We start from the raw sequence: 24,877 nt of genomic DNA, 5'->3' as shown, positions 1-24,877 counted from the left end.
GGCTCCAACCGATGCGGTTCTTACTGCGGCGGCAAGTGAATCAAAACTAGGGGAAAAACCCGGCTGAAGCATGCAGGTCCTCCAAGCTGTTGATGTTTGGTACCGTTACGCCTGGCGCAATTTCGGCGGCGCCGACTTGGCGCGCCCAGTGCCGGACCGACAGCCGCTCGGCATTGTCCAGAAAATGATCGCAGGCCGCGCCGAGCGATGCCGGCCACAGGCCGATTACCGGCACTTCGGCAAGGATCGCCGGCCCCTTCGCGGCGATCAGGCGTGACAGCAATTCGGCGGGCAGGATCGGCGTATCGCAGGGTGCGGTCAGCACCGAATCGAAGTCGCGTGCGGCCGCTTCCGCGATGGCCGCGTTGATCCCGCCCATGGGCCCGAGTCCCATTCTGGGACGATCGGCAATCCCGTTTGCCTGCTGCCGGCCGCAGATCACGATGGCGTCGCAATGCCGCCGGAGCGCGTGCTCGACATGCTCGATCAGCGTTCGGCCCCCGAGTTGCGCCAGTGCCTTGTCGGAACCGAAGCGGCTGGCCATCCCCCCCGCCAGGATCGCGCCGAGCAGCTTCATTGTCGCGCCCAGAGCAATGCATCGTCACGCACCAGCACGGCGAGCGACAATCCGGCCTCCTGCGCCTTGCGGGCGGCGAGATCGGTCGGCGCCGAGATCGCGGCGAGCAACGGGCAGCGCGCGAGCACCGCCTTTTCGACCAGTTCGAACGAGCACCGCGCGGTGATTAGCGCGAAGCCGCCGTCCCAGTCCAGCCGTCCCCGCGCCATCGCCCCGATCAGCTTGTCGAAGGCATTGTGGCGCCCGACATCCTCCCGAACCAACCGGATGGCGCCGTCGGCCGTGCAGCAGGCAGCGGCGTGGGCAGCGCCGGTCGCGCGGGTCAGCGGCTGGTGTTGCCTGAGTTCGGCTGCGGCGCGAAAGACTGCGGCGGCATCGGCAGAGGTCTCGCAGCTCACGGGCGGCAGCGGCCGCATCGCCATTTCCAGGCTTTCGACGCCGCAAAGGCCGCAGGAGGAATCGGCAGTGCGGTGCCGGACGCGATCGATAACGGTCGTCGGGTCGTTCAGCGTCACGCGAAGAATCACGCCGGCGTCCGTCTGATGAACCTCGACGTCGACGACCTCCCCCAGCCGCTCCGCCGCGATGAAGCCGTGTGCATAATCCTCAAGATCGCCCGGCGTCGCCATCATCACCGCATAGGCGAGCCCGTTCACCTCAACCGCCACGGGCACTTCGGGGACGAGCGTGCGTTGCAGCGCGATATGATCTCCCGCCGGGGTGATGCGATCAAACTCCATGCCATACGGTACAGGATAGGAAGATGATCGCGCCACCCTATAGTGGTCATGCGACGTAACCGGTGGAGTGCAGCAATGGCCCGATCGAAGGACGGCACGGTATATTATTCAGGTGCCGAGGGTGGCTGGGGATCGATGCGCGGCATGGCGCTGGTCGGCGCCGCCGAACGGCCTGCTGCCGAGACGTTCCCCGCTCTGATGCGGCTCAACAAGCCGGGCGGCCTGATGTGCAGCTCCTGCGCCTGGACCAAGCCGGCCAAGCCGCACATGTTCGAATTCTGCGAAAACGGGGCGAAGGCGACGATGTGGGATCTGACCACACGACGCGCCACGCCCGAGTTCTTCGCGCAACATACGCTCACCGAAATGCGGTCGTGGAGCGATCACGAACTGGAACAGGCTGGGCGCCTGACCCACCCGATGCGCTATGATCGCGCCGCCGACAAATATCTGCCCTGCACCTGGGAGGAGGCGTTCACGGCGATCGGCGCCCGGCTTCGCAGCCTCGATCCGCGTTCGACGATCTTCTACGCGTCCGGCAAGGCAAGCCTCGAGACGAGCTACGCCTGGGCGTTGTTCGCGCGCCTCTATGGGCACAACAACCTGCCCGACAGTTCGAACATGTGCCACGAAACGACCTCGGTGGCGCTGAAGTCGACGATCGGCGCCCCGGTCGGCACCTGCCTGCTCGAGGATTTCGAGCATTGCGACGCGATCTTCTTTTTCGGCCAGAACACCGGCACGAACAGCCCCCGCTTCGTCCACACGATGGCAGCGGCGCGCAAGCGCGGCGCCGCAATCGTCACATTCAATCCCATTCGCGAAAAGGGCCTGCTCGAGTTCCGCAATCCGCAGAGCACGCAGATGGTGACGGGCCGGAAGACACCGATCTCCTCGCACTACTATCAGCTGAAGCCCGGCAGTGACATCGCCGCCATCCTGGGCATGTGCAAGCACGTGCTGGCCGAGGACGACCGGGTTGGCGGCATCGTCGACCACGCCTTCATCGCCGAACATACGCATGGCTTCGACGCCTTCGCCGACCATGCGCGCGCGACCAGCTGGGATGCGATCGAGGCAGAGACCGGGCTGACGCGCGACGACATTATCGAGGCCGCGAACATCTATATCCGTGCCGAACGATCGATCGGCATATGGGGCATGGGCCTGACGCAGCATGTCCGCGGGTTCGACAATGTCGCCAGCGTCGTGAACCTGATGCTGCTTCGCGGCAATCTCGGCCGGCTGGGCGCAGGCGTATCGCCGGTGCGCGGCCATTCCAACGTCCAGGGCCAGCGCACGGTCGGCATCGCAGAGAACCCGGCGCTGGTGCCGCTGGACCGGCTGGCGGAGCAATATGCCTTCGATCCGCCGCGCGATCACGGCCTTGGCACCGTCACCGGCTGCGAAGCGATCGTTGCGGGGAAGGTGCGCGCGTTCATCGGCCTTGGCGGCAATTTCCTCCGGGCGGCCCCCGATCACCGGGTGATGGAGCAGGCCTGGTCGGGCATGGACCTGACCGTGCAGATCGCGACACGGCTCAACCGCGGCCAGCTGTTCTGCGGCGAAGCGGCCTATCTCCTGCCCTGTCTCGTCCGCGCCGAATCCGATGTCCAGGGCGGCAAACCGCAGACCGTGACGATGGAGGACAGCCTGAGCTGCATCCACGGGTCGATCGGCAAGGCGAAGCCGGCGAGCCCGCATCTGCGATCCGAAATGTCGATCGTCGCTTCGCTCGCCAAGGCAACGCTGGATCCCAATCCCAACGTGCCCTGGGACGCGTGGGCCGCCGACTATGCGCTGGTGCGCGACGCAATCGAGGCCACCTATCCCGACAAGTTCCGCGACTTCAATCAACGGCTCTTCACGCCCGGCGGGTTCTTCAAGGGCAACAGCGCCCGCGATCGCAAATGGGCAACCGCCAGCGGGAAGGCCGAATTCACCGTCCCCGGTGCATTGAACGCCACCGGTTTCGCCGACGATCATGGCGTTTATCGCCTGATGACCCTGCGCTCGAACGACCAGTTCAACACGACGGTCTATGGCTATTCCGACCGGCTGCGCGGCATTGAGGGGAAGCGCGACGTGCTGCTGATCAACCCCCGGGAAATGGCACGCGCCGGGCTGAAGGAAGGCCAGCGTGTGGCGCTGGTGGGCGACGCATCGGATGGCGTCGAGCGCGTCGTGGAGGGGCTGGAGGTGGTCCCCTTCCAGCTGCCCGATGGCTGTCTCGCCGGCTATTATCCCGAGCTCAACCCGCTCATCGCGCTCCGGCATCACGACGAGGCATCGAAGACGCCGGCGTCGAAATCGGTCCCGGTTCGCATCCGGATCTGATCGCCATCTGGCGCGCGACGAAATGCAACGTTATAGCTCGCAGCAAGACAACGCTGACATAGCGTTGGTGGGTTGAGGAGAGGAACATGAAGCTTCGTCGCGCGCCGATCTGCGCTCCGTTGATCACGATCGCCGCCTGCCTGGCGATGACGCCTGCCGCCGCGCAGCAGGCGCCCGCATCGGCCGGCTGGACCAACACCGCACTGTCCCCCGAGGCGCGGGCAAAGCTGGTGCTGGCGCAGATGACGCAGGACGAGAAGCTGACGCTCGTCTTCGGCTATTTCGGCAGCGACTTCCCGCCGAAAAACTACACGATCCGCGAAGGCGCGCGGCCGGGTTCGGCCGGCTATATTCCCGGCATTCCCCGCCTCGGCATTCCCGCGCAGTGGCAGACCGACGCCGGGATCGGCGTTGCGACCCAGGGCTCGGCGGTGCAGAAGCGCGGCCGGACCGCCCTGCCCTCCGGCATCGCCACGGCAGCGACATGGGATCTCGGCCTCGCGCGCCAGGGCGGCGCGATGATTGGTGCCGAGGCCCGCGCCTCGGGCTTCAACGTGATGCTCGCCGGCGGCGTCAACCTGCTGCGCGAACCGCGCAACGGCCGCAACTTCGAATATGGCGGCGAGGATCCGCTGCTGGCGGGCATGATCGTCGGCGCACAGATCGACGGCATTCAGTCGAACAACATCATCTCGACGATCAAGCACTATGCCATCAACGACCAGGAAACCGATCGCTTCAAGATGAATGCGGTCATCGATCCGGTCGCCGCGCGGATGAGCGACCTGCTCGCGTTCCAGATCGCGATCGAGCAGTCGAGCCCTGGATCGGTGATGTGCGCGTATAACCGCATCAACGGCCATTATGGCTGCGAACAGCCCTGGCTGCTGAACGAAGTGCTGCGCAAGGACTGGGGCTGGAACGGCTATGTGATGTCGGACTGGGGCGCCACCCATTCCACCGTCGCGGCCGCAAATGCGGGTCTCGACCAGGAATCGGGCTTTCCGTTCGACGATCAGGCCTATTTCGGCGATCCGCTGAAGGCGGCGGTCGCGAAGGGCGACGTCAGCCAGGCCCGCCTTGACGACATGGCGATGAACATCCTGCGGTCGATGTTCGCGCACGGCCTGTTCGATCATCCGGTCACGGCTGCGCCGATCGATCTTCCTGCCGACATGCTGGCGAAGCATGCGGCAGTGACCCGCGCCGATGCCGAAGCGGGGATCGTCCTGCTGCAAAACAAGGGCGATGTGCTGCCAGTCGCCGCCAGCGCGCGCAACATCGTCGTCATCGGCGGTCGCGCGGACAAGGGCGTGCTGGCGGGCAGCGGATCGTCGCTCGTCTATCCAGTGGGCGGCAATGCCGTTCCCGGTCTCGAACCGACCGTCTGGCCGGGACCGATCATGTATTACCCGTCCTCGCCGCTCGACGCGCTTCGGCGGCAGCTGCCCGGCGCGAAGATCACCTATCTCGACGGCAGCGATCCGGCCGCAGCCGCCGCAGCCGCAAAGAATGCCGACATCGCCATCGTCTTTGCGACGCAATGGGCCGGCGAGGCGTTCGACGTGTCGCTGAGCCTGACCGACGGACAGGACACCCTGATCGACGCGGTTGCCGATGCCAATGCGAAGACGGTGGTGGTGCTGGAGACCGGCGGCCCGGTGCTGACGCCGTGGTCGAACAAGGCCGCCGCCATCCTTGAGGCATGGTATCCGGGCACACAGGGTGGCGAGGCGATCGCCAACGTCCTGACCGGCAAGGTGAACCCATCGGGCCATCTGCCCGCGACCTTCCCGGCAAGCCTGGAACAACTGCCGAGGCCGGCTGCCCCGAACGAGGGTGAGACGCGCTACGACGAGGGCGCAGCCGTGGGATATAAATGGTATGACCTGAAGGGTCACACCCCCGCCTTCGCGTTCGGCCACGGGCTTTCCTATACCAGCTTCGCCTATTCGGCGTTGCAGGCGCAGCCGGCCGGCAAGAGCATCGCCGTGCGCTTCACCGTTCGGAACACCGGCAAGCGCGCAGGTGCGGCGGTGCCGCAGGTCTATGTCGCCGGCAATGGATGGGAGGCGCCCAAGCGGCTCGGCGGTTTCGACAAGGTGACGCTTGCCCCCAGCCAGTCGAAGCAGGTCTCGCTGACGATCGACCCGAGGTTGCTCGCAACGTTCGACGGCGCCTCGAAGGAGTGGGTGGTGGCACCCGGCGAGTATAAGGTGATGCTCGCGCGCTCGGCTTCGGACATCGTCGAGACCAAGAGCGTGACAGTGAAGGGCGAGCGGCTGCCGGTCGGCTGGCGCCCCTAATCGCGAGCGCGGCGGTCGTCAGGGCGAAAACGGCACGAGACGACCGTCGCGCGCGCTTCGGCGCGCACAGTCGATGATCCGAAGCCCGGCCAGGGCGTCTGCCGCATCGACGGGCGGCGCCCCATCCCCACGAATTGCCGCGGCGAATTGTGCGTAGAAGCGCCGATAGTCGCCGCGCGCCGATGCGATGGTCGTCGAATGACCGTCGGCCCTGGTGAACCGGCCGTGCCATTCCGGCGCCTCGATTCCATGACCGGGATCGTCGACCGACCCGCCTGCCCGCATCGCCGCCTCCTGCGGGTCTAGCCCGAACTTCACGAAACTGCCGTTCATACCGTGAATGCTGAAACGCGGCCTGGGCGCCGCAACCAGCCGCGACGAGGCCAACACGACGCGGCGGCGGCCATAATGGAGCGTCAGCGCGAAATAGTCCTCGATCTCGGTGCCCTCGCGCTGCACGGCGAGATCGGCGGCGATCGCATCGGGTGGTCCGAACAGCACCAGGGCCTGATCGATCATGTGCGAGCCCAGATCGGGCAGTTGCCCGCCGCCGGCATCCACCGATTCCTTCCAGGCCTGCGATCGCTCCGGGCGAAACCGATCCCAATGCGCCTCGAACAGCATGACCTCGCCGAGCGTATCGTCTTGAACGACACGCTGGACGGTCAGAAAGTCACTGTCCCACCGCCGGTTGTGAAAAGGGCAGATCACCCGCTCCCGCTGTTTCGCAAGCGCGATCAGTTCGGCTGCTTCGTCCGGCGTCTGGGCGAAGGGCTTGTCGACCACGACATGCTTGCCGGCCATCAGCGCGGCGCGGGCGAGCGGATAGTGCGTGGCATTTGGCGTGCTGAGGACGATGACGTCGATGGACTGATCGGCGATCAGCGCATCGGCGTCCGCCACCCGAGCCGATGGATAGGCCGCCTTCACCGCATCGACGCGCGAGGTGGCAACCGCTGAAAGCTCGAGGCCCGGGACCGCCTCGATCAACGGAGCATGAAAGGCGGTGCCCCCGAGGCCAAAGCCGATCAGACCAGTACGGATCATGCAGGTTCCTCCTCGCGCTGACTGTCCGACGCGCCTAGTCGCTGAGACCAGCCAAACCAACCCGTTCCGGCGACCGGATCGCAGTAAATTCGACCCGACGACGTAGTTCGCGACCTCCGTAATTTCCGCAATCCGGGCCGGGTCGGCTCCGGAACGACCCCCTTCTTCCTATAATTGGATTGCGCCGTGCAGCCATGGGCCACGGAGGAATAGCCGCGTCTTCATGTGCGCGGGATGTGAATTGGGAGGAATAGACGTGAGGAAACTGTCACTGCTGGTCTCTGCGACCTTCTTCGTATTCGCGGGTACCGCATACGCACAGGAAACCGCTCCCGCCGGGAAAGATGCCGAAGCCTCCCAAGAAGCGGCCCCCGCACCGCGCCGCGAAAACTTTTCGACCGGCGTCGCCAAAGCACGCGACCTTCTAGACAGCGCCATCTCGACGAGTTCGCTCGACGAGAACGACATTCTCAAATTCTCGCCCCGCTCGGTGTCTGACCTTCTGCGCGACATCCCCGGCGTTCGCGCCGATGCGTCGCAGGGCGAAGGCTATGGTAATATCAGCATTCGCGGCCTGCCGATCGCAGCCACGGGCAGCAAATATGTCCAGCTGCAGGAAGACGGCCTGCCGGTGATGGAGTTCGGCGACACGCCGTTCGCGACCGCCGATACGTTCATGCGCCTCGATGCCAATATCGGTCAGGTCCAGGCGATCCGCGGCGGCTCCGCCTCGACCTTCGCGTCGAACTCGCCCGGCGGCGTGATCAACTTCATCTCCAAGACCGGCGTTACCGCCGGCGGCTCGATCCAGACCAGCTTCGGCCTGAACTATCGGTCGAACCGCATCGATTTCGACTATGGCGCGCCGCTGTCCGATACGCTGCGCTTCCATGTCGGCGGATTCTACCGCCGCGGTGAGGGTGTGCGCCGAACCGGCTATGACGGCCAGGATGGCGGCCAGATCAAGATCAACGTCACCAAGGACTTCGCCGGCGGCTATATCCGCTTCTACGGCAAGTATCTGAACGACCGCACGCCCGTATACGGCTATGTGCCCGTTCAGGTTTCGGGAACGGATTCGGACCCGACCTATTCGAACGTTCCCGGCTTCGACATGAAGCGCGACAGCGTCCTGACGCGGAACTTCTCCACCATCGTCGGCCTCGATTCGAACAACAACCTTTCGAGCCAGAGCGTGCGCGACGGGCAGAACCCGATCGTCAAGGCCGTCGGCTTCGAGGCGAAGTTTGACGTCGGCGGCTGGTCCGTCACGAACCGCTTCCGCTACAGCGGCATGAGCGGCGGTTTCATCAGCCCCGAGTTCGTCCAGGTCGCTCCTGCCGCCGCCGTGATGGGCCGCGTCGGCGGCTTCGGCGGCTCGCTCAGCTATGCGACCGGGCCGAACGCCGGCCAGGCCATCGCGAACCCTTCGACGCTCAACGGCAACGGGTTGCTGATCCCGCTGACCTTCGCGAACGTCCGCTACAACAATCTCGACAATATCACGAACGACCTGCGCGGCAGCCGCACCTGGAAGATCGGCGGCGGCGAGCTGACCACTACGGCCGGCTTCTACAAGTCGCGGCAGACGCTCGATCTGTCCTATCTGTGGTCCTCCGTGATCCAGGACGTGCTGGGCGGCGGGAACGCCTCGCTGATCAACGTGACCTCGCCGGCGAACGTGGCGATCACGCAGAACGGCTTTTACGGGTTCGGCGCGGCGCTGCTCGGCGGCGGCTGCTGCCGCGAGCGCCGCAACGCGAAATATGACGTCAACGCGCCCTATGCCTCGGTCAACTATCATATCGGCAAGCTCGCGCTCGGCGCCAGCATCCGCTATGACATGGGCACAGTGCAGGGCACGCTCACGAGCGGCACCGGCGCGACGCCGTACGACATCAACGGCGATGGCGTGATCTCGGCAGCCGAGAGCCGCACCTCGCGGCTGAACCTGGCGACGCCCGGGCTGATCGATTATTCATACAACAACCTGTCCTACTCGGTCAGCGCCAATTATCGGCTCGCCGAAACCTTCTCGCTGTTCGGCCGCTACAGCCGCGGCGGCCGCGCGAACGCCGATCGAATCTTCTCGTCGACGTTCATCGACTATACGGACGGCAGCCTGATCCGCTCGAAGGTGGCGGTCGATACCGTCCGTCAGGCGGAAGGCGGCTTCAAGTACCGCACCGACTCGACGATGCTGAACCTCACCGCCTTCTGGGCGGAATCGATGGACACCAACCTCGATCCGCGCAACGGCGCACCGATCGAGCGGCTGTTCCGGGCGAAGGGCCTGGAATTCGAAGGCAGCTACACCCGCGGCATCGCCAGCATCGCCGCCGGCGCCACCTACACCAAGGCGGAGATCGCCAAGGACTATCTGGACCCGTCGCTGAACGGCAAGACGCCGCAGAACCAGGCCGATTTCGTCTTCCAGGTGACGCCGCAGATCAGCACCGATCGCTTCAGCCTGGGCGCGGTGTTCATCGGCACCACCGGCAGCTATTCGACGGTTCAGAATCAGCTGCGCATCCCCGGCTATGTCACGACCAACGCCTTTGCCCAGGCGCGCGTGACGAAGAGCCTGTTGGTGTCGCTCAACGCGGCCAATCTGCTCGACGTCAAGGCGATCACCGGCGTGGCTGACAGCACGATCCCGACGAGCGGCGTGGTGCAGGCCCGCGTGCTCGCCGGCCGCACGATCTCGGCCACGGCGCGGTTCGACTTCTGACGCGGTCAGACGTGGCGCTTGCGCCACGTTACCCGAATGCCAAACCGGGAGCGGGGCAGTGCGAACTGCCCCGCTTTTTCTTTTGGCGAATTGGTTTGCCGTCAGGCGTGCCGTGCAGCCAGGATCGGCTCGATCACGGTGGCCATCGCATCATAGCCGGCCTCGGTCGGGTGAACGCCGTCCGAGGCGAGCCCGGCCTTGATGCCACCGGCGCCGTTGCCCAGCACCGTCGCATAGTCGATCCACACGGCACCGATCGCCTTGGCATGCTCCTGAAGCCCGGCGTTGATCGCACGGATCGGCGCGATCGTCTCCAGGCCCGGTCGCCAGGGAAAGTGATCGGCGGGCGGCACCGCCGCGAGCAGGACACCGATATCGTTTGCCTGCGCCAGCGTCGTCATCATGCGAACATTGTCCAGCGTCTGGTCCCGCGTGATCGTGCCGGTATTGCCCGCGACGTCGTTGGTGCCCGCCATGATATGGACGAAGCGCGGCTTTAGGTGGATCACATCAGCCATCATCCGCAGCACCATCTGCGGCGTCGTCTGGCCGCTGATTCCGCGGCACACCCGCCCTTCCTTGAAGAAGCCGGGGCGCTTCGACTGCCAGCCTTCGGTGATCGAATCGCCCATGAACACGATGTCGATCTTCGCGCCGGATCGGATCAGCCGGCGATCATCCTCGGCATAGCGGCTGAGTTCGGGCCAGTCCTCGTGCAACAGTCGCTCCTTGCGCTGCTCCCAGCTTTCCTGGGCGCGCGCCAGCGGAACCAGCGCGGGCAAACCCACGGCACCGGCGAGCACGGAACGGCGGCCAAACTTCATCGGGCATTCTCCTGCAGCGCACCTGGATCGGGCAAGCGGCGAAGGTGGCGCAAGCCGGGACCTGGGTCAAACCCCGGTCCCGCGACCGATCAGTGCAGCGACGCGCCCCCCGATGCGCGCACCGTCGCAGCCCGCCCGGCCGCAATGGCAAAGCCGCAAAGCACCACGTAGCACAGCGCCGGCACGACCAGCGCGAACGCATAGCCGTGCAGATCGGCAACCTTGCCGACGAGCAGCGGCAGCACGGCGCCACCCACGATCGCGGTGCAGAGCAGGCCCGAGGTCGATTCCTCGCGCGCGCTCGACCGTTCGAGCGTCAGCGTGAAGATCACCGGGAACATGATCGAATTGAACAGGCCGATCGCCAGCGCGACGAAGCCCGCGGTGACACCGCCGATCAGGACGACATAGACGCACATCGCGGCAGCGATCGCAGTGAACAGCGCAAGCAGCTTGTGCGCGGCGACGCGCGTGAGCAGCACCGAACCGATCGCGCGACCGACCATCGCCCCCGCCCAGTAGAAGGCAACTGCCTTGCCCGCTTCCTGGAGCGAGACGCCGTGTACGCCGTCGCTGCCCATGAAATAGCCGAGCACCGGCACCGAGAACGGCGCGTCGGACTGGCCCCAGATGCTGTTATCGTTGAGGAACAACGCCATCTGCGTCCCGATCGCGACCTCCGCGCCGACATAGAGGAAGATCGCGGCGCCGCCGAGCAGCGCCCATTTCGAGCTGAACGCCGAAAACAGGCCGGCGGCCGATGCCGGGGCCGGCGCTGCGCCGCTCACGACCTTGCGGCTGAGCCAGAAGAAGATGGCCAGCACAGCGATCAGGCCACAAAGCCAGAAATAGGCCGAATCGATGCCGGCCAACGCCTCGGCACGAACGGCCTCGCTGACGACCGCACCCTCCTTCACCTCGACGCCACGCAGGAACAGCTGTGCGCCAAGCAGCGGGCCGAGGAACGTGCCGAACGAATTGAACGTCTGGCTGAGCACCAGGCGGAAATGGCTGCCCTTCGGATCGCCGAGCGCGGCTGCAAGCGGGTTTGCGGCCACCTGAAGCACCGTGATCCCGCTCGCCAGAACGAACAGGCCGAGCAGCACGAGCCAGTAGTTTGCGAGATTTGCCGCCGCGAGCATGATCAGGCAGCCCGCGATCATCGTGCAGAGCGCCATGAGGATCGATGGCACCGCCTTCAGCCGCGCGACCAGCGCTGCGGCCGGCAGCGACACCACGAAATAGGCGAAGAAGAAGGCGAAGGCGCTGGCCTGGGCCTGGAGATTGGTGAGCGTGAAGACGCCCTTCACGGCGGCCACCAGCGGATCGACCAGCGAGGTGATGAACCCCCATGCCAGGAACAGCGTTGTGACCGCTGCAAAGGCGAGTGTCGTCTGCGTCGATCGTGTGGTTGCCAATGAACTCTCCTGGGATGCGGTTTGGTCTTTCGGACCGCGACGCTTTCCGACAGCGTTGCCAATTGTCAAGCGCGCCGCGAGACTTTCGCACTCGCGCTTTGGCGGGGGCATGGCTTATAGGGCTCCGGTTGGTAAATGACGCGACGAGTGGAGTATTGCGCGTGGGCGAAACGATGAATCGAGTTCGGATGGGCCGTGTTGCGGCATTGCTGCTGGCGACCGCGACGATCTCGCCTGCGTTCGCGCAGAATCGGCCGGTGACGCCCACCGCGCCCGCGCCGCAGCCTGGTCAGCCGCCTGCAGCGCCGCAGCAGATGACGGTGCCCGCGCAGGTCGTGGTGCTGCCGACGCTGACCCGGGCGCAGGCCGATGAGTTGCGGCAGTTGCTGCCCGAGGCCGGGCTCGCCCAGGGGCTGCGCCGGATGAACAGCACGATCACCCTGCCCGCCGATAATGACGGCCTGGTGCGCGCCGCGCTCGATTACGCGCGCTCGGTGCATTCGGGTCGCCTGGCGCCCAGCGATTTTATCGAGGATTGGGGGCTGCGGCCTGCCGCCTATGATCCCCTGCCCGGCTTTGCCGATGCCGTTCGGCGGGACCGGATCGCCGCCTGGGTTCGCTCGCTGCCGCCGCCCTATTCGGGCTATGACGGGCTGCAAAAGGGCCTTGCGACCTATCGCATGCTGATGGTCACCGGCGGGTGGGACGCGCTTGCCGCCGGCCCCGATCTCGCCAAGGGTGCCACCGGCCCGCGCGTTCGAGCGTTGCGCGCCAGGCTGGCGGTCGAGGACAAGCTGGTGGCAGCCACCGGCGACACGTTCGATCAGGATCTTCAGGCCGCGGTGGTGCGGGCGCAGCGGCGCTATGGCTTGCGCCCGACCGGCGTGGTTTCGACCCAGACCCGCGCCGCGCTGAACGTGCCGGTGGAGGAGCGCGTGCGCCAGATCATGGCGAACATGGAACGCTGGCGCTGGCTGCCACAGCAGCTTCCCGCCAAACGGATCCAGGTCAACATTGCCGCTGCGGTGATGACCGTGTTCGAAGGCGACAATCCGATCGCGTCGATGAAGGCGGTCACCGGGCGCCCCGGCAACGAAACGCCGATGCTCCAGTCGCGCATCCACTCGATCGTGATCAATCCGCCGTGGAACGTGCCAGCCGGAATCGCGGCCAAGGAGCTGTGGCCGAAAGGCGCAGCCTATCTGAAAAGCCACGGCTATCGCGTGATCGGCACCGGTCCCAATCGCCGCCTGCAACAGGAAGCCGGACCGAAAAGTGCGCTTGGCCGCTACAAGTTCGATTTTGACAATCCCTATGCCGTCTATCTGCACGACACCCCCGTCCAGGCCGGTTTCGACAGCTATAGCCGGCTGGACAGCCACGGCTGCGTCCGGCTCGAAAAGCCGGGTCCGCTTGCCGAGCTGTTGCTGCGCAACGATCCCGCCTGGCAGCCCGATGCGATTGCCGCCGCAGTGGCCAGTGGGGATACCCAGCGCGTGAAACTGGCCGATCAGGATCAGGTGTCGGTGTTCCTGCTTTACTGGACCGCCTATGCCGGGCCGGACGGCACGATGAACTTCCGCAGCGATCCCTATGGCTGGGACAAGCTGCTCGCCGACAAGATCGAACAGCGCGCGGCGATCAGCGCCGCCGCGTCCTGAACCGAAACCAGAAAAGGGGAATCGATATGAAGTTTCGCACCATCGCCACGCTCTCCGGCGCCGCGCTCGCGCTTGCAGCCTGCGGCGGCGGCGAAGAGGCCGCACCCGCGCCGGATGCGAACGTGACCGAGATCGTCGTGCCCGAGACGCCGGCCGTGGTGAACGTTTCGACCGAAGAACCGGCGGCTGCCCCGGTTGCCAACACCGTCGAACCGCCGCTGCCGACGGCCACGCCGACACCGTTCAGCGACGAAGAGCAGACCCAGGCCGATGCCGCCGCGACGGGCATGACCTCGCGCGTCGACCGCAACGCCCCCGACGAGGCGGGCGAGCAGCGCTGATCGAACGTGCCGTCCAGCCGGCGCTGCGTCGCGCACGGCCGGACGGTATCTGTCCGTCGGCGGCGGTACCCGACCCCTGCCCCGGCCCAGACCGGATTTCGCGCGCGACAGCGGCTACCGAGTTGCTTTAGCACGGCGCCATGTTTCCGATTACACGCCGCTCGCTGATCGGTGCGGCCGCAACGATCCTGGCACCCCGATCGGCCCTGGCGACGCCCAGCGCCGACGCGCGCCTGCGCCAGATCCTCGATTCCGCGTCGGACGCCCCGCAGGCGGCGATCGCCGCGCTGCAGGCGATCGATCCGCACTCGCTCTCGGGTTCGTCCCGGCTCGACCGCGACACGGCGATTGCCGGCCTGACGATCGACATGCAAATCGGCAGCCGTTTCGGCGCGGCGCCGTTCGGCGGCGATACGGCGCACTATGCGCTGCTGCTTCGCCGCATCACTGCCGACGATGCCGATCCAAATGTGCTGCGGCGGCGACTGGCGCGCGAATTGAAGGTTACGCTGACGCGCACCGAGCGGCTGTTCGCGCGGATCGATCGCCGCCGCGGCACCACCGGCGAACGCTTCGCGGCGCTTTGGCGCGAGCCGCGCTGGCTCTATTCGGACGACGACAAGGGGCGCGACCAGGCGGCGGCGGACATGAACCGTGTGCTCGAAGCGGCGAGACTGCGAATCGGCGCGGCCTTCCCGCCGCTACCGCCCGAGGTGTTCGACGTGGGCGTGCAATGGACGCTCAAGAACGGCTATCGCGACGTCCCCGCGCCGGGCGTGCCGGGCGGCTATTTCGTCGATCTCGCCGATATCCGCCGGCGGCCCCGATGGACCTTGCCGGCGGTGGTCCACCATGAGTTGCTGCCCGGACACATGGTGCAGCTGCCGGTGGAGGCGCGGGCCGATCCGCACCCGTTGCGGCTGACCTATGCATCGGCGTTCGCGGAAGGCTGGGCGATCTATGCCGAGCAGCTGGCAGCGGCGCAGGGCGCCTATGCCGGCGATCCGATGGCGGATCTCGGCCATTGCCACTGGCTGTTGTTTCGCATCACGCGCGGGCTTGTCGACATCGGCATGCATCTGGATGGCTGGTCCGTCGACGAGGCGCTGAACCGCCTGCAAGCCTGGATGGGCGAGCCGGTCTATTTCGCGCCGTTCGAAGGCGATGTCGATCGCGTCCGGCGGCAACCGGCAAGCCGCGCGGCCGAAGCGTTCGTGTGGCTGGAGCTCTCCGACCTTGCCCGGGGACGCGATCTGCCTGGCTATCACCGGACAGTCCTCGACGGCGGCCGCAAACGCACCGATCTGCTCCGCGACATGCTGGCACCGGCGCGATGAAAAGGGCGCGGGGCCGCCTGCTGCTGTTTGCCTTCGGCGACTTCGCCTTCAATCTCTACTGGCAGAGCATCATGCTCTTCCTGCTGTTCTATTATACCGAGGCGCTGGCGCTGCCGGTTCAGATTGCGGCGGCCATCTACACCATCGCGACAATCTGGGACGGCGTGCTCAATTTTCTGGTCGGGGCGCTTGCCGATCGCTGGCGACCGCGCCGCGGCTATGCCCGCATCATGATGCTCGGCAGCATTCCACTCGGGATCGCCTGCATCCTCACCTATCTGCCGCCGCCCGTCGCCGGCATCTGGGGGCTCGCGAGCGTCCTGGTCGGACATCTGCTGTTCCGCACCACCTATGCGGCAGCCAACATCCCGTATCTCGCCATGTCAGCGCGAATAAGCCACGACAGCAAGGATCGGGCGTTCATCGCCGGCGCACGAATGCTGTTCGGCACATTGGCGTGGGTGGTGGTCGCGCGGGGGACGATACCGCTCGGCGCGTGGATCGTCGGCAGCCGGGTGCCCGCCCAGGTTTATCTGGGTGCGGCCGTTGCCTTTGCGGTGCTCGCGACCATCGTTCTGCTGATCGTCGGCGCCACTTGCCGCGAACAGCCGGATCCGACCCCCGCCCCGCGCTCGTCGATCCTCGCCGCGCTGCGCAGCATCGCGGGCAATCGCGCCTTCCTGACGCTCAACGCCGCGATGATGTCCATGATCGTTGCGGTCAGCGTGCTCAACAAGTCGATCCTGTATTATTTCAAATACTTCCTCCACGACGAGGCGGCCGGACAGGCGGCGCTGGGTTGGATGGGGGTGATGAGTGCAGCCGCCGTGCCGGTCTGGATGCTCGTCCAGCGACGCCTGGGCGGGCGGTCGCTCTGGTTCGTCGCCACCAGCTTCTGCCTCGCCGGGCTGACCATCTTCGCGGTCTTCCGGATCGGCAGCACCGGGGCGATGCAACTCTATCTGGTGGCGATGCAATCCGCGATCGTCGGGCTGCACTTCGTCTTCTGGGCGATGCTGCCCAACACGATCGAATATGGCGAACGGGCGACCGGCCTGCGGCTGGAGGGCACCGTCTTCGGCCTTGCCGCGCTATTGCAACGGGTGGCGATCGGCATTGCGACGGCGATCGTCGGCATCGGTTTCGGATCGGCCGGCTATGTCGCCAATCTGGAGCAGAGCGCAGCGACCCTCGCCGCGATGCGATGGACGATCGTGCTTGCGCCGATCTGCTTCCTTGTCCTGTCGTTGCTGTTCATGGCGCTCAACCCGCTGCGCCGCGGCGCCCATGCCCGCATCGTCCGCGAGATGGAAGGATCGGCAGGCTGACCGGGATCGCCGCTGCCCCGCCCGAGGACGGGCGAAGGCAGCGGCGGAACCCTCAACCCTCGACCAGTTCGAAGCTGCCCTGAAGCCCGGTGCCCTCGGCAGAGGGCGCGATCCAGACGTCGAACAACCCCGGTTCGGCCACCGGCTTGTCGTCGATGCCGATGAATTCGAGCTGATCGCGGCGGAGGCGGAACTGCACCCGTTCGGAAGCGCCGGGTTCGAGCCGCAGCTTTCGAAACGCCTTGAGCTCGCGGACGGGCCGGGTCACGCTGGCTGTTCGATCGTGGACATAGAGCTGCACCACCTCTTCCGCTGTCCGCGCGCCACGATTGGTGACGGTGGCGCTGACGAGGAGTTCGCCGTCCCATGCCAGCCTCGGCGCAACCTCGAGCGCCGAATATTCGATCCGGCCATAGGTCAGCCCGTGACCGAATGGGAACAGCGCCGAGTTCGGGATACCGCGATAATGGGTCTTGTACGGTTCGAGATTGTCGTCCGACGGGTTCGGCCGGCCGGTCGGCTTGTGCGCGTAATAATAGGGCTGCTGCCCCGGCGAACGCGGGAAGCTGCAAGGCAGTCGACCCGAAGGCGCGTGATCGCCGAACAGGATGTCGGCGATGGCATGGCCGGTCTCGGTGCCAAGGAACCAGGTGACCAGGATCGCAGGCGCGGCGAGCACCGATCCCTCGAGCGCGAGCGCACGGCCGTTCTTCAGGATGACGACAACCGGCTTGCCCGTCGCCGCCACCGCATCGGCAAGCGCCTGCTGCGGCGCCGGCAGCACGATCTCTGCTCGCGACTGCGCCTCGCCGGACATGGGCTGCGACTCACCGATCGCCAGCAGGACGATATCGGCCGCCCTGGCCGCGGCAACGGCGGCTTCAATGCCGCCCTCGATCGGCGCCTCGACGCCCGATCCGGCCGTGACCGTCACCAACCGGGCATCCTTTACCGCACCGCGCACCCCGGTCGCGAGATCGACCGCCTGGGAGTCGTCGCCATAGACCACCCACGGCCCCACCAGGTCGTGTGCGCCGGCGGCGAACGGGCCGATGATCGCGATCTTCTTGCCAGCCTTGGGTAGCGGCAGCAGATCGCCCTCATTCTTCAGCATCACGATCGACTTGCGCCCCGATTCCCGGGCGAGATCGATCGCAGCACGGGTGCGCGACCGCGCCTTTTCGCGCTTGACGTCGATGCGGCGGAACGGATCGTCGAACAGGCCCAGCCGCGCCTTTGTCGCGAGCACGCGGCGCACCGATGCGTCGAGCAGCGATTCCGCTACTTCGCCCCTTTCCACCAGATCCGGCAGATGATCGCGATAGAAGCCGCTGGTCATGCTCATGTCGACGCCGGCCAGGAAGGCGATCTTCGCGGCATCGCGCGCATCGGCGGCGAAGCCGTGCGCGATCATTTCCATGTCGCCCGTATAGTCGGAGACGACGATCCCTTCGAACCCCCATTCGCCCCGCAGCAAATGCCGCATCAGCCAGGGATTGCCGGTCGACGGAATGCCCGAAATCTCGTTGAACGAGGCCATGAACGACAGCACGCCGGCGTCCAGCGCCGCCTTGAACGGCGGAAGATAGATCTCGCGCAGCGTTCGTTCGGACAGATCGACCGTGTTGTAGTCGAGCCCCCCTTCCGCCGCGCCATAGGCCGCGAAATGCTTGGCACAGGCCATCACCGCGTCGGCCGATGTCAGATCCTTGCCCTGGAACCCACGCACGCGCGCCGCGGCGAACACTTCGCCGAGCAGCACGTCTTCGCCCGCCCCTTCGAGCCCGCGGCCCCAGCGCTGGTCGCGCGCCACGTCGACCATCGGCGCGAAGGTCCAGTCGATGCCGGACGCCGCCGCCTCGAACGCCGCCATCCGCGCGGTCCGTTCGGCAAGATCCGGCTCGAAGCTCGCGACCTCGCCAAGCGGGATCGGGAAGATGGTGCGGTGGCCGTGGATCACATCGGCGGCAAAGATCAGCGGCACCTTCAGCCGCGACTGGAGCGCGGCCTGCTGCATCCGACGCGCCATTTCGGCGCCGTTGCCATTGAACACCCCGGTGATGCTGCCGCGACGGACCTCTTCCAGCTGCGCCTCAAAGCTCGGCCCGTTGGTCGGCGGATTGAGCGCCGTCGCGATGCCGCCGCCCCAGGCGCTGGGCATCAGCGTCAGCTGTCCCGCCTTTTCGGCGAGGGTCATCTTCGCGATCAAGGCATCGACATAGGCAGGCACCGGCAGCGACGCCGCCTGCGCCAGCATCGCCCGTGCCGGACTGTGCAGCCAGGCCGCGATGGCACCCGCACCGAGCAGCGCGCTCCGCCGTGAAATCCTGGTATCGAGCATTCCCAAATCACCTCTCCCTGCATCCGCAGCGTCCGGCCGCGGACGATTGGTTCGTCAGGCAGCGTCACTTGAACGCCAACTGCCTGTCCATAAACACCGTAACCGGTTACATATCCGGGGAACGGCAAGGATTGCAATCACCGATCGGGCCTGAGAGAGATGAGACAGGCACCGCGCTTGCAGCTGGAAGGAATTTGATGGGCGAAGCGACCATTCGCGACGTTGCGCGACGGGCACAGGTATCGGTGGCGTCAGTCTCGCGCGCGCTCAACGGACTCAGCAACGTGCGCGGCGAAACCCGCGAACGTATCCTCGAGGCGGCGGCCGAGCTTGGCTACGTCCCGCATGCCGGCGCTCGCAGCCTCAGTCTTTCGCGCGCGCACTCGATCGGGGTCGTGCTGCCCGATCTTCACGGCGAATTCTTTTCCGAATGTGTCCGCGGCATGGACCGGGAAGCGAGCAAGCGCGGCTATCTGCTGCTGCTGTCAAACCTGCATGCGGATGGCGAACAGGCAATGAAGGCGTTGCGCGCGATGCGGGGCCGCGTCGATGGGTTGCTGGTAATGGCGCCGCACATCGCACCGAACGCGCTGGCGCAGGCGCTGCCGCCCGCCCTGCCCGCCGTACTGATCAACTGCCCCAATGCCGTGACGGGGCACAGCACCTTTTGCGTGGACAACAGGTTGGGTGCAGGCGTGGTGATGCGCCACCTGGTTGAAACCGGCCACCGCCGGATCGTCCACCTCGCGGGTCCCGACGGCAATATCGACGCGCAGGAACGTGCGCAGGGCTATCTCGCCGCGATGGCCGAACTGCTGCCCGAGGTGGCGCCGACGATCGTCGCAGGCGATTTCAACGAAAGCGCCGGCGACCTCATTGCCCAACGGATCGTGGCGGGCGAGATCGATTGCGACGCGGTGTTCGCGGCCAACGATATGATGGCACTGGGCTGCCTCCACGGCCTCCGGCGCGGCGGGAAGCGCGTGCCTGAGGACATTGCCGTGGCCGGTTTCGACGATGTCCCGCTCGCCCGATACATGGATCTCACCACCGTCCAGGTACGGATCGCCGACCTCGGCGCCTATGCCGTCGCCGAACTTATCGACCAGCTGGAAGGCAAGTCGCCGGGCGGCGACCAGATACCGCTGGCGCCCGCACTGGTGGTGCGGACGAGCACCGCAGCGTCGTCGGGATAAGGCTGGAACGACGAAAAGCGGCTTGCAAATCGCCTGTATCTGCTATGGATGTAACCGGTTCCATCCTGGACCCCTCTGGGATGGGCCGCGTAATGCGCCTCGGACGGCGCCCCGCGCCGTCCCTTTTTCTCCAGGGGAGACCTCATGATCGACCGCCGCAACCTTCTTGCACGCACCGCCCTGCTGCTGGGGGGAGCGACGCTGCCCGGCTGCACGGCGGCCATCCGACCGGCCGCTGCGGGCGACGCAGCGGCAATGCCGTTGCCGGCCTGGTATGACGAGCTTGAGGAGCGCACCTTCCGCTTTTTCTGGGACACGGTGAACCGCAGCAACGGCCTCGTCCCCGATCGCTGGCCCAGCCCCAGCTTCTGTTCGATCGCGTCGGTCGGCTTTGCGCTCACTGCTTATGGCATTGGCGTCGAACGCGGCTGGTGCAGCCGCGCGGAAGCCCGCGACCTCACGCTTACGACGCTGCGCTTCTTCTGGAACGCGCCCCAAGGCCCCGACGCCAGCGGCACCGCCGGGCACAAGGGCTTTTTCTACCATTTCCTCGATATGGCCGAGGGGCAGCGCTTCCGCGAGGTCGAACTGTCGAGCGTCGACAGCACGATCCTGTTCATGGGCGTGCTGTTCGCCGGACAGTTCTATGATCGCGACGACCCTGCCGAGGCGGAGATCCGCAAACTGGCGGATGCGATCTACGCCCGCGCCGACTGGACGTGGTTCCAGGACGGGCGCGACGCGATCTCGATGGGCTGGCATCCGGAGAGCGGTTTCATCGAGCGCAACTGGGACGGCTATAACGAGGGGATGTTCGTCTACATCCTCGGCCTCGGTGCGCCAGAACGGCCGCTCCGCGCCGATAGCTGGACGGCCTGGACCGCGCCCTATCCGCGCGTCTGGCGCGGCGAAGGCGCCACCCGCCACCTCGCCTTTGCGCCGATGTTCGGCCACCAGTACAGCCATGCCTGGATCGATTTCCGTGGCATCCAGGATGCGCCGATGCGCGCCGCCGGCATGGATTATTTCGAGAACAGCCGCCGCGCCACCTATGCCCAGCGCGCCTATTGCACCGCCAATCCGATGCGCTGGGACGGTTATTCCAACGAAATCTGGGGCCTGACCGCCTGTGACGGCCCCGGCTATTTCAGACTGCCGTTCAAGGGCGAGATGCGCGAATTCCACGCCTATTCGGCGCGCGGCCCGCTCGGCATGCCCGACGAGCGCGACGACGGCACGCTCGCGCCCACGGCCGCGCTGGGATCGATCGCGTTTGCGCCCGAAATCGTGATTCCGTGCGCCGATGCGATGCGCCGCGACTATGGCGATCGGCTGCTCGGCAAATACGGCTTCCTCGATTCGTTCAATCCCAGCTTTCGCTACACCGATGTGCAGGTGAACAAGGGATCGGTGGATCCCGCCGGCGGGTGGGTCGATGACGACTATCTCGGCATCGACCAGGGGCCGATCCTGCTGATGGCCGCAAACCATCGCAGCGGCTTTGTCTGGGAACGGATGCGTCAGGTGCCCGCGATCCGGCGCGGGCTTACGCTGGCCGGGTTCAAGGGGGGCTGGCTAAACGGCTGAGCGAACCATTGCCGCAACAAAAAAGGGGGGCCGCAGCCCCCCTTTTCTTTTGGTCGTCGGCGCCGGCGCCGGATCAGAAACGATAGCCGACCCGGAACTGGATGCGGCGCGGCAGGGTCAATAGACCCGAAGCCGTCGTGCCATTCGCCGGGCGCAGCGGATCGACGACCTCTCCCGTGTCGGGATTGATCTGGTTGTTGAATCCGCTGTCGAAGCCCGTGAAATTCTTGTTGTTGAACGCGTTGAGTACGTCGACCGCCAGTTCGACCTGATGGTTGCCGGCAATCCTCACGCGATTGGCGAGCGTCAGGTTGACCTCGCAGAAGGCGAACAGACCGCTGATGCAGTTCTTTTCCGGATAGGCCGCCGTGAAGCGGTTGAAGCCCGAAGATGCGCCATTGGTGCTGTCGACCACCTGATAGGCGGCACCGCTGCCGAACGTGCTGAGCGTCGAGAACTGGAAGCCGAGCGGCAGATCGACCATCCCGGAAATGGTGACGCGATGGCGTTCATCGCCGGCCGTCGGACGCCAGCCATAATCGTCCGGCGTCACCGCATCGAGGCTGAACAGATCGCCGCCATTCTGCTCGGCCTTGCCGAAGGTATAGGCGATGTTCAGGCCCCAGCCGGAGGCACGGGTGTAGTTCTTGTCGAGCGTGAAGAAGATCGCCTTGTAGCGGGTGTCTAGCCCGTCATAGCCGATCAGCACGTTGGAATAGCCATTGGCGACCGCGGGAGCGGTGTCGCAACATCCGCCAGTCCCGTTGTCCCGGCGCGTGGCGAACAGGTTGGTATAGCCGTTACGGCCGCGCTGGTACGAACCGGAAAGCGACGCTTCGAACATCCCGATCCGCTGCCGCACGCCGATGCTGAACTGATCATTCACCGGCGGCTTCGCGTCGTTCTTGACCGCAAACAACTCCGGCAGGCCAACCTGCGGATTGGAATCGATCAGCGCCAGCAGCCCCTCGCGCGTGCCGTAGGACGGATTCCACTGAACCGTGGGCAGTCCGTTGCGCGGGCTGCCATCGGTGGAGAAGCGGAAAACCCCGATTGGATTGATCGTACGGGAAAGCTCGTCGACCGTGTTGTTGAAATTATTGCGGTCATAATAGCGGCCGGCGCCGCCGAAGATCACGGTCGAGCGGTCGCCCTTGATGTCCCAGGAAAAGCCGAAACGTGGCGCGATCGCTCCGGCGAAGGGCGAACGATCGGTCCCATCGGTGATGTAATCCTCGGGATTGAAGTAACTCGTCGTGGGCAGTGCGCGCAGCGTCGCCGCCGCCGCAGGCGGCGTCACATAGTCGTTGTTGAAACCGTTGGTTTCATAATCCCATCGCACGCCAAGGTTCAGCTGAAGCCGATCGGTGACGTCCCAATCGTCCTGCAGATAAAGGCCGATCTGGGTGTCAGACGCCAGGATTCGCCCGTTGCCGAGGCCGAGCCGCGCCTCCGCCGGGAAGGTGAAGTCCAGATTGTTGTTCGGCTCCTGCCGGAACGTGTATTTTGGCTGGATATAGGCGTTGTTGGCGAACTCGATGTCAGTCACCTCGACCCGCACGCCCGCCTTGAAAACGTGGCGGTCGATCCCGCTGAACGTGAAGTCGTCGCGAATCGTGTAGCCTTGCTGCAGCTCCCGGCGCGTCGAATCCTTGCCGCCGAACAGAATCACACCGGCATATTCGTACGAGGGCAGATCAGGATTGATAGACGTCGGATTGAACTCGTAGTTCAAATAGTTCGCATTGAACTCGTTGATGAAATTATCGCCGTTATAGGTCCACTTGAAGAGATAGGTATCGACCTTGTTGCGCTTGTTCTCGGCATATTCGTATGACGTGTTACCGCCGAAGCCCTGGATATCGGTCTCCTGGCGACGGCTGAACGAAACATCGAACGTCTGACGATCATCCGGCGTCAGCGTCAGCTTGCCGAAGTAAAAGTCGCCGCGGAACGGGCTGACGAACGCCCCCTCGAATTCCGAGATTCTGCGTCCCGAGGCCTGCTCGAACGCAGCGATCTGCGCGGCCGAACCGCTGCTCTTGACGTTGAACGCGCGATCCTGGTCGTTGCCTTCATAAGCGGCGAAGAAGAACAGGCGGTCCTTGATGATCGGCCCACCCAGCGATGCGCCATATTGCTTCCGCTCGAACGCCGGCTTGGCATTTCCGTCGCGCTTGTCGATGAAGCTCTTCTCCGTCAGCCCGCGGTCCGTGTACTGGGCAAAGGCCTCGCCGTGGAACTCGTTCGTGCCCGATTTGGTGACCGAGGTGATGATCGCCGAACCAGCCTGCTCATACTCGGCCTTGTAGTTCTGCGTAAGGACGCGGAATTCCTGCACGGCCAACTGGCCGAACGGATTGCCGCGGCTGTTCTGCTGGCCGGCAACGCCGCCTTCGCGCAGCTTGTTCTTCAGGCTGACGCCGTCGATGAAGACATTGACCTGGCTAGCCGTCGACGCGCCAGAGCGGAAACCCTTGTCCGTTTCCGAATCGATGTACCGCACGCCCGGCGCCAGCGCGGCGAAGGACAGGAAGTTGCGGTCGGTCTGCGGCAGGCGCTCGATCTGCTCGCGGCTGACGTTGGTGGCCACTTCGCTCGTGCGCGTCTCGTTGAGGCGACTGCCCGTCACGACGATCTCGTTGCCGGCGGCGATCTCCGCGGGCGTGCCCGCAGCCGCGAGCGACAGATCGAGGCTCGCCGACTGGCCGATCGCCACCTGAACGAACTGGCTCGTCGTTTCGCCGCCAACGGTCGCCGTCACCTCATAGGCGCCGGGACGAATGCCGCTGAGCGTGTACATGCCGCTCGCATCGGTGGTGGCACGAAAGGTCTGGTTGGTGCCGGTGCTGCGCGCCATGACCTGGGCACCCGCCGCAGCGGTGCCGTCTGCTGCGGTCACTTGCCCGCGCAGACTACCGGTGGTCACCTGGGCATGGACCTGCGCCGGCAGCAGCAGCGCGCCACTGGCCAACATCGTCGCCGCCGCGAGGCGTGCGCGCAAAATCTTTGTGTTGAGCACGGAATACTCTCCCCTACGCGTTGTAACCGGTTACATCGCTTCCGAAACGAAACCGGCGATTAACAAAGGGTTAAAAGAGCGGTG

At 65.6% G+C, this 24,877-nt stretch carries 16 protein-coding genes; 9 read left to right on the top strand and 7 right to left on the bottom strand.

The features are described from left to right. Nucleotides 1–46: 46 nt before the first annotated feature. Both mobA and fdhD read right to left on the bottom strand, forming a co-directional pair. Entirely contained in the window at nucleotides 47–577 is a 531-nt protein-coding gene (gene mobA, locus ACX40Y_RS12825; RefSeq protein WP_459119961.1) for a molybdenum cofactor guanylyltransferase, read from the bottom strand. Continuing rightward, a complete protein-coding gene (gene fdhD / locus ACX40Y_RS12820) occupies nucleotides 574–1,317 on the bottom strand; it encodes a formate dehydrogenase accessory sulfurtransferase FdhD (protein ID WP_459119960.1) in 744 nt (247 codons plus the stop codon). The genes mobA and fdhD overlap by 4 nt, the downstream gene beginning before the upstream one ends. Before the next feature lie 75 nt (nucleotides 1,318–1,392). On the opposite strand from fdhD, the gene ACX40Y_RS12815 reads away from it, so the two are divergent. Further along, nucleotides 1,393–3,654: an FdhF/YdeP family oxidoreductase gene (locus ACX40Y_RS12815; protein WP_459119959.1), complete on the top strand. Its 2,262-nt coding sequence runs from the start codon at nucleotides 1,393–1,395 to the stop codon at nucleotides 3,652–3,654. Between the two features lie 86 nt (nucleotides 3,655–3,740). Beyond that, nucleotides 3,741–5,960 (top strand): beta-glucosidase family protein, encoded by a 2,220-nt coding sequence (locus tag ACX40Y_RS12810; RefSeq protein WP_459119958.1) that lies wholly within the window; start codon nucleotides 3,741–3,743, stop codon nucleotides 5,958–5,960. 18 nt (nucleotides 5,961–5,978) lie between these two features. Here ACX40Y_RS12810 and ACX40Y_RS12805 read toward each other — a convergent pair whose 3' ends face one another. Beyond that, on the bottom strand, nucleotides 5,979–7,007 hold the full coding sequence (locus ACX40Y_RS12805; protein WP_459119957.1) for an oxidoreductase: 1,029 nt from the start codon (nucleotides 7,005–7,007) through the stop codon (nucleotides 5,979–5,981). Nucleotides 7,008–7,263: 256 nt separating this feature from the next. On the opposite strand from ACX40Y_RS12805, the gene ACX40Y_RS12800 reads away from it, so the two are divergent. After that, nucleotides 7,264–9,738: a TonB-dependent siderophore receptor gene (locus ACX40Y_RS12800; protein WP_459119956.1), complete on the top strand. Its 2,475-nt coding sequence runs from the start codon at nucleotides 7,264–7,266 to the stop codon at nucleotides 9,736–9,738. 101 nt (nucleotides 9,739–9,839) lie between these two features. On the opposite strand, the gene ACX40Y_RS12795 is transcribed toward ACX40Y_RS12800, so the two are convergent. Next, nucleotides 9,840–10,562 carry a GDSL-type esterase/lipase family protein gene (locus ACX40Y_RS12795; protein WP_459119955.1) on the bottom strand — a complete coding sequence of 241 codons (723 nt, stop codon included), beginning with the start codon at nucleotides 10,560–10,562 and terminating at the stop codon, nucleotides 9,840–9,842. An 89-nt stretch (nucleotides 10,563–10,651) separates the two neighbouring features. Beyond that, a complete protein-coding gene (locus ACX40Y_RS12790) occupies nucleotides 10,652–11,980 on the bottom strand; it encodes an MFS transporter (RefSeq protein ID WP_459119954.1) in 1,329 nt (442 codons plus the stop codon). Between the two features lie 173 nt (nucleotides 11,981–12,153). On the opposite strand from ACX40Y_RS12790, the gene ACX40Y_RS12785 reads away from it, so the two are divergent. The 4 genes from ACX40Y_RS12785 to ACX40Y_RS12770 all read left to right on the top strand — a co-directional run bounded on the left by ACX40Y_RS12785 (nucleotide 12,154) and on the right by ACX40Y_RS12770 (nucleotide 16,647). After that, a complete protein-coding gene (locus ACX40Y_RS12785; protein WP_459119953.1) occupies nucleotides 12,154–13,641 on the top strand; it encodes a L,D-transpeptidase family protein in 1,488 nt (495 codons plus the stop codon). A 26-nt stretch (nucleotides 13,642–13,667) separates the two neighbouring features. Further along, on the top strand, nucleotides 13,668–13,982 hold the full coding sequence (locus ACX40Y_RS12780; RefSeq protein ID WP_459119952.1) for a hypothetical protein: 315 nt from the start codon (nucleotides 13,668–13,670) through the stop codon (nucleotides 13,980–13,982). A 140-nt stretch (nucleotides 13,983–14,122) separates the two neighbouring features. After that, nucleotides 14,123–15,319, top strand: coding sequence for a DUF885 family protein (locus tag ACX40Y_RS12775; protein WP_459119951.1), 1,197 nt, complete (start codon nucleotides 14,123–14,125; stop codon nucleotides 15,317–15,319). Then, entirely contained in the window at nucleotides 15,316–16,647 is a 1,332-nt protein-coding gene (locus ACX40Y_RS12770) for an MFS transporter (RefSeq protein WP_459119950.1), read from the top strand. Before ACX40Y_RS12775 ends, ACX40Y_RS12770 begins: the two co-directional genes overlap by 4 nt. A gap of 52 nt (nucleotides 16,648–16,699) precedes the next feature. Here ACX40Y_RS12770 and bglX read toward each other — a convergent pair whose 3' ends face one another. Then, on the bottom strand, nucleotides 16,700–18,988 hold the full coding sequence (gene bglX / locus ACX40Y_RS12765; protein ID WP_459119949.1) for a beta-glucosidase BglX: 2,289 nt from the start codon (nucleotides 18,986–18,988) through the stop codon (nucleotides 16,700–16,702). Between bglX and ACX40Y_RS12760 the strand changes: the two genes are divergently transcribed. Then, entirely contained in the window at nucleotides 18,967–20,184 is a 1,218-nt protein-coding gene (locus ACX40Y_RS12760; RefSeq protein WP_459119948.1) for a LacI family DNA-binding transcriptional regulator, read from the top strand. The two genes, bglX and ACX40Y_RS12760, sit on opposite strands and share 22 nt — an antisense overlap. Nucleotides 20,185–20,328: 144 nt before the next feature. Beyond that, nucleotides 20,329–21,771 (top strand): glucoamylase family protein, encoded by a 1,443-nt coding sequence (locus ACX40Y_RS12755; protein ID WP_459119947.1) that lies wholly within the window; start codon nucleotides 20,329–20,331, stop codon nucleotides 21,769–21,771. A 73-nt stretch (nucleotides 21,772–21,844) separates the two neighbouring features. Here ACX40Y_RS12755 and ACX40Y_RS12750 read toward each other — a convergent pair whose 3' ends face one another. Continuing rightward, nucleotides 21,845–24,793: a TonB-dependent receptor gene (locus ACX40Y_RS12750; RefSeq protein ID WP_459119946.1), complete on the bottom strand. Its 2,949-nt coding sequence runs from the start codon at nucleotides 24,791–24,793 to the stop codon at nucleotides 21,845–21,847. Between the last annotated feature and the right edge of the window lie 84 nt (nucleotides 24,794–24,877).

This window comes from Sphingomonas sp. RS6 (assembly GCF_054489705.1).
The sequence above is the reverse complement of the archived record's forward strand: the minus strand, read 5'-3'. Positions and strand labels throughout refer to the sequence as shown.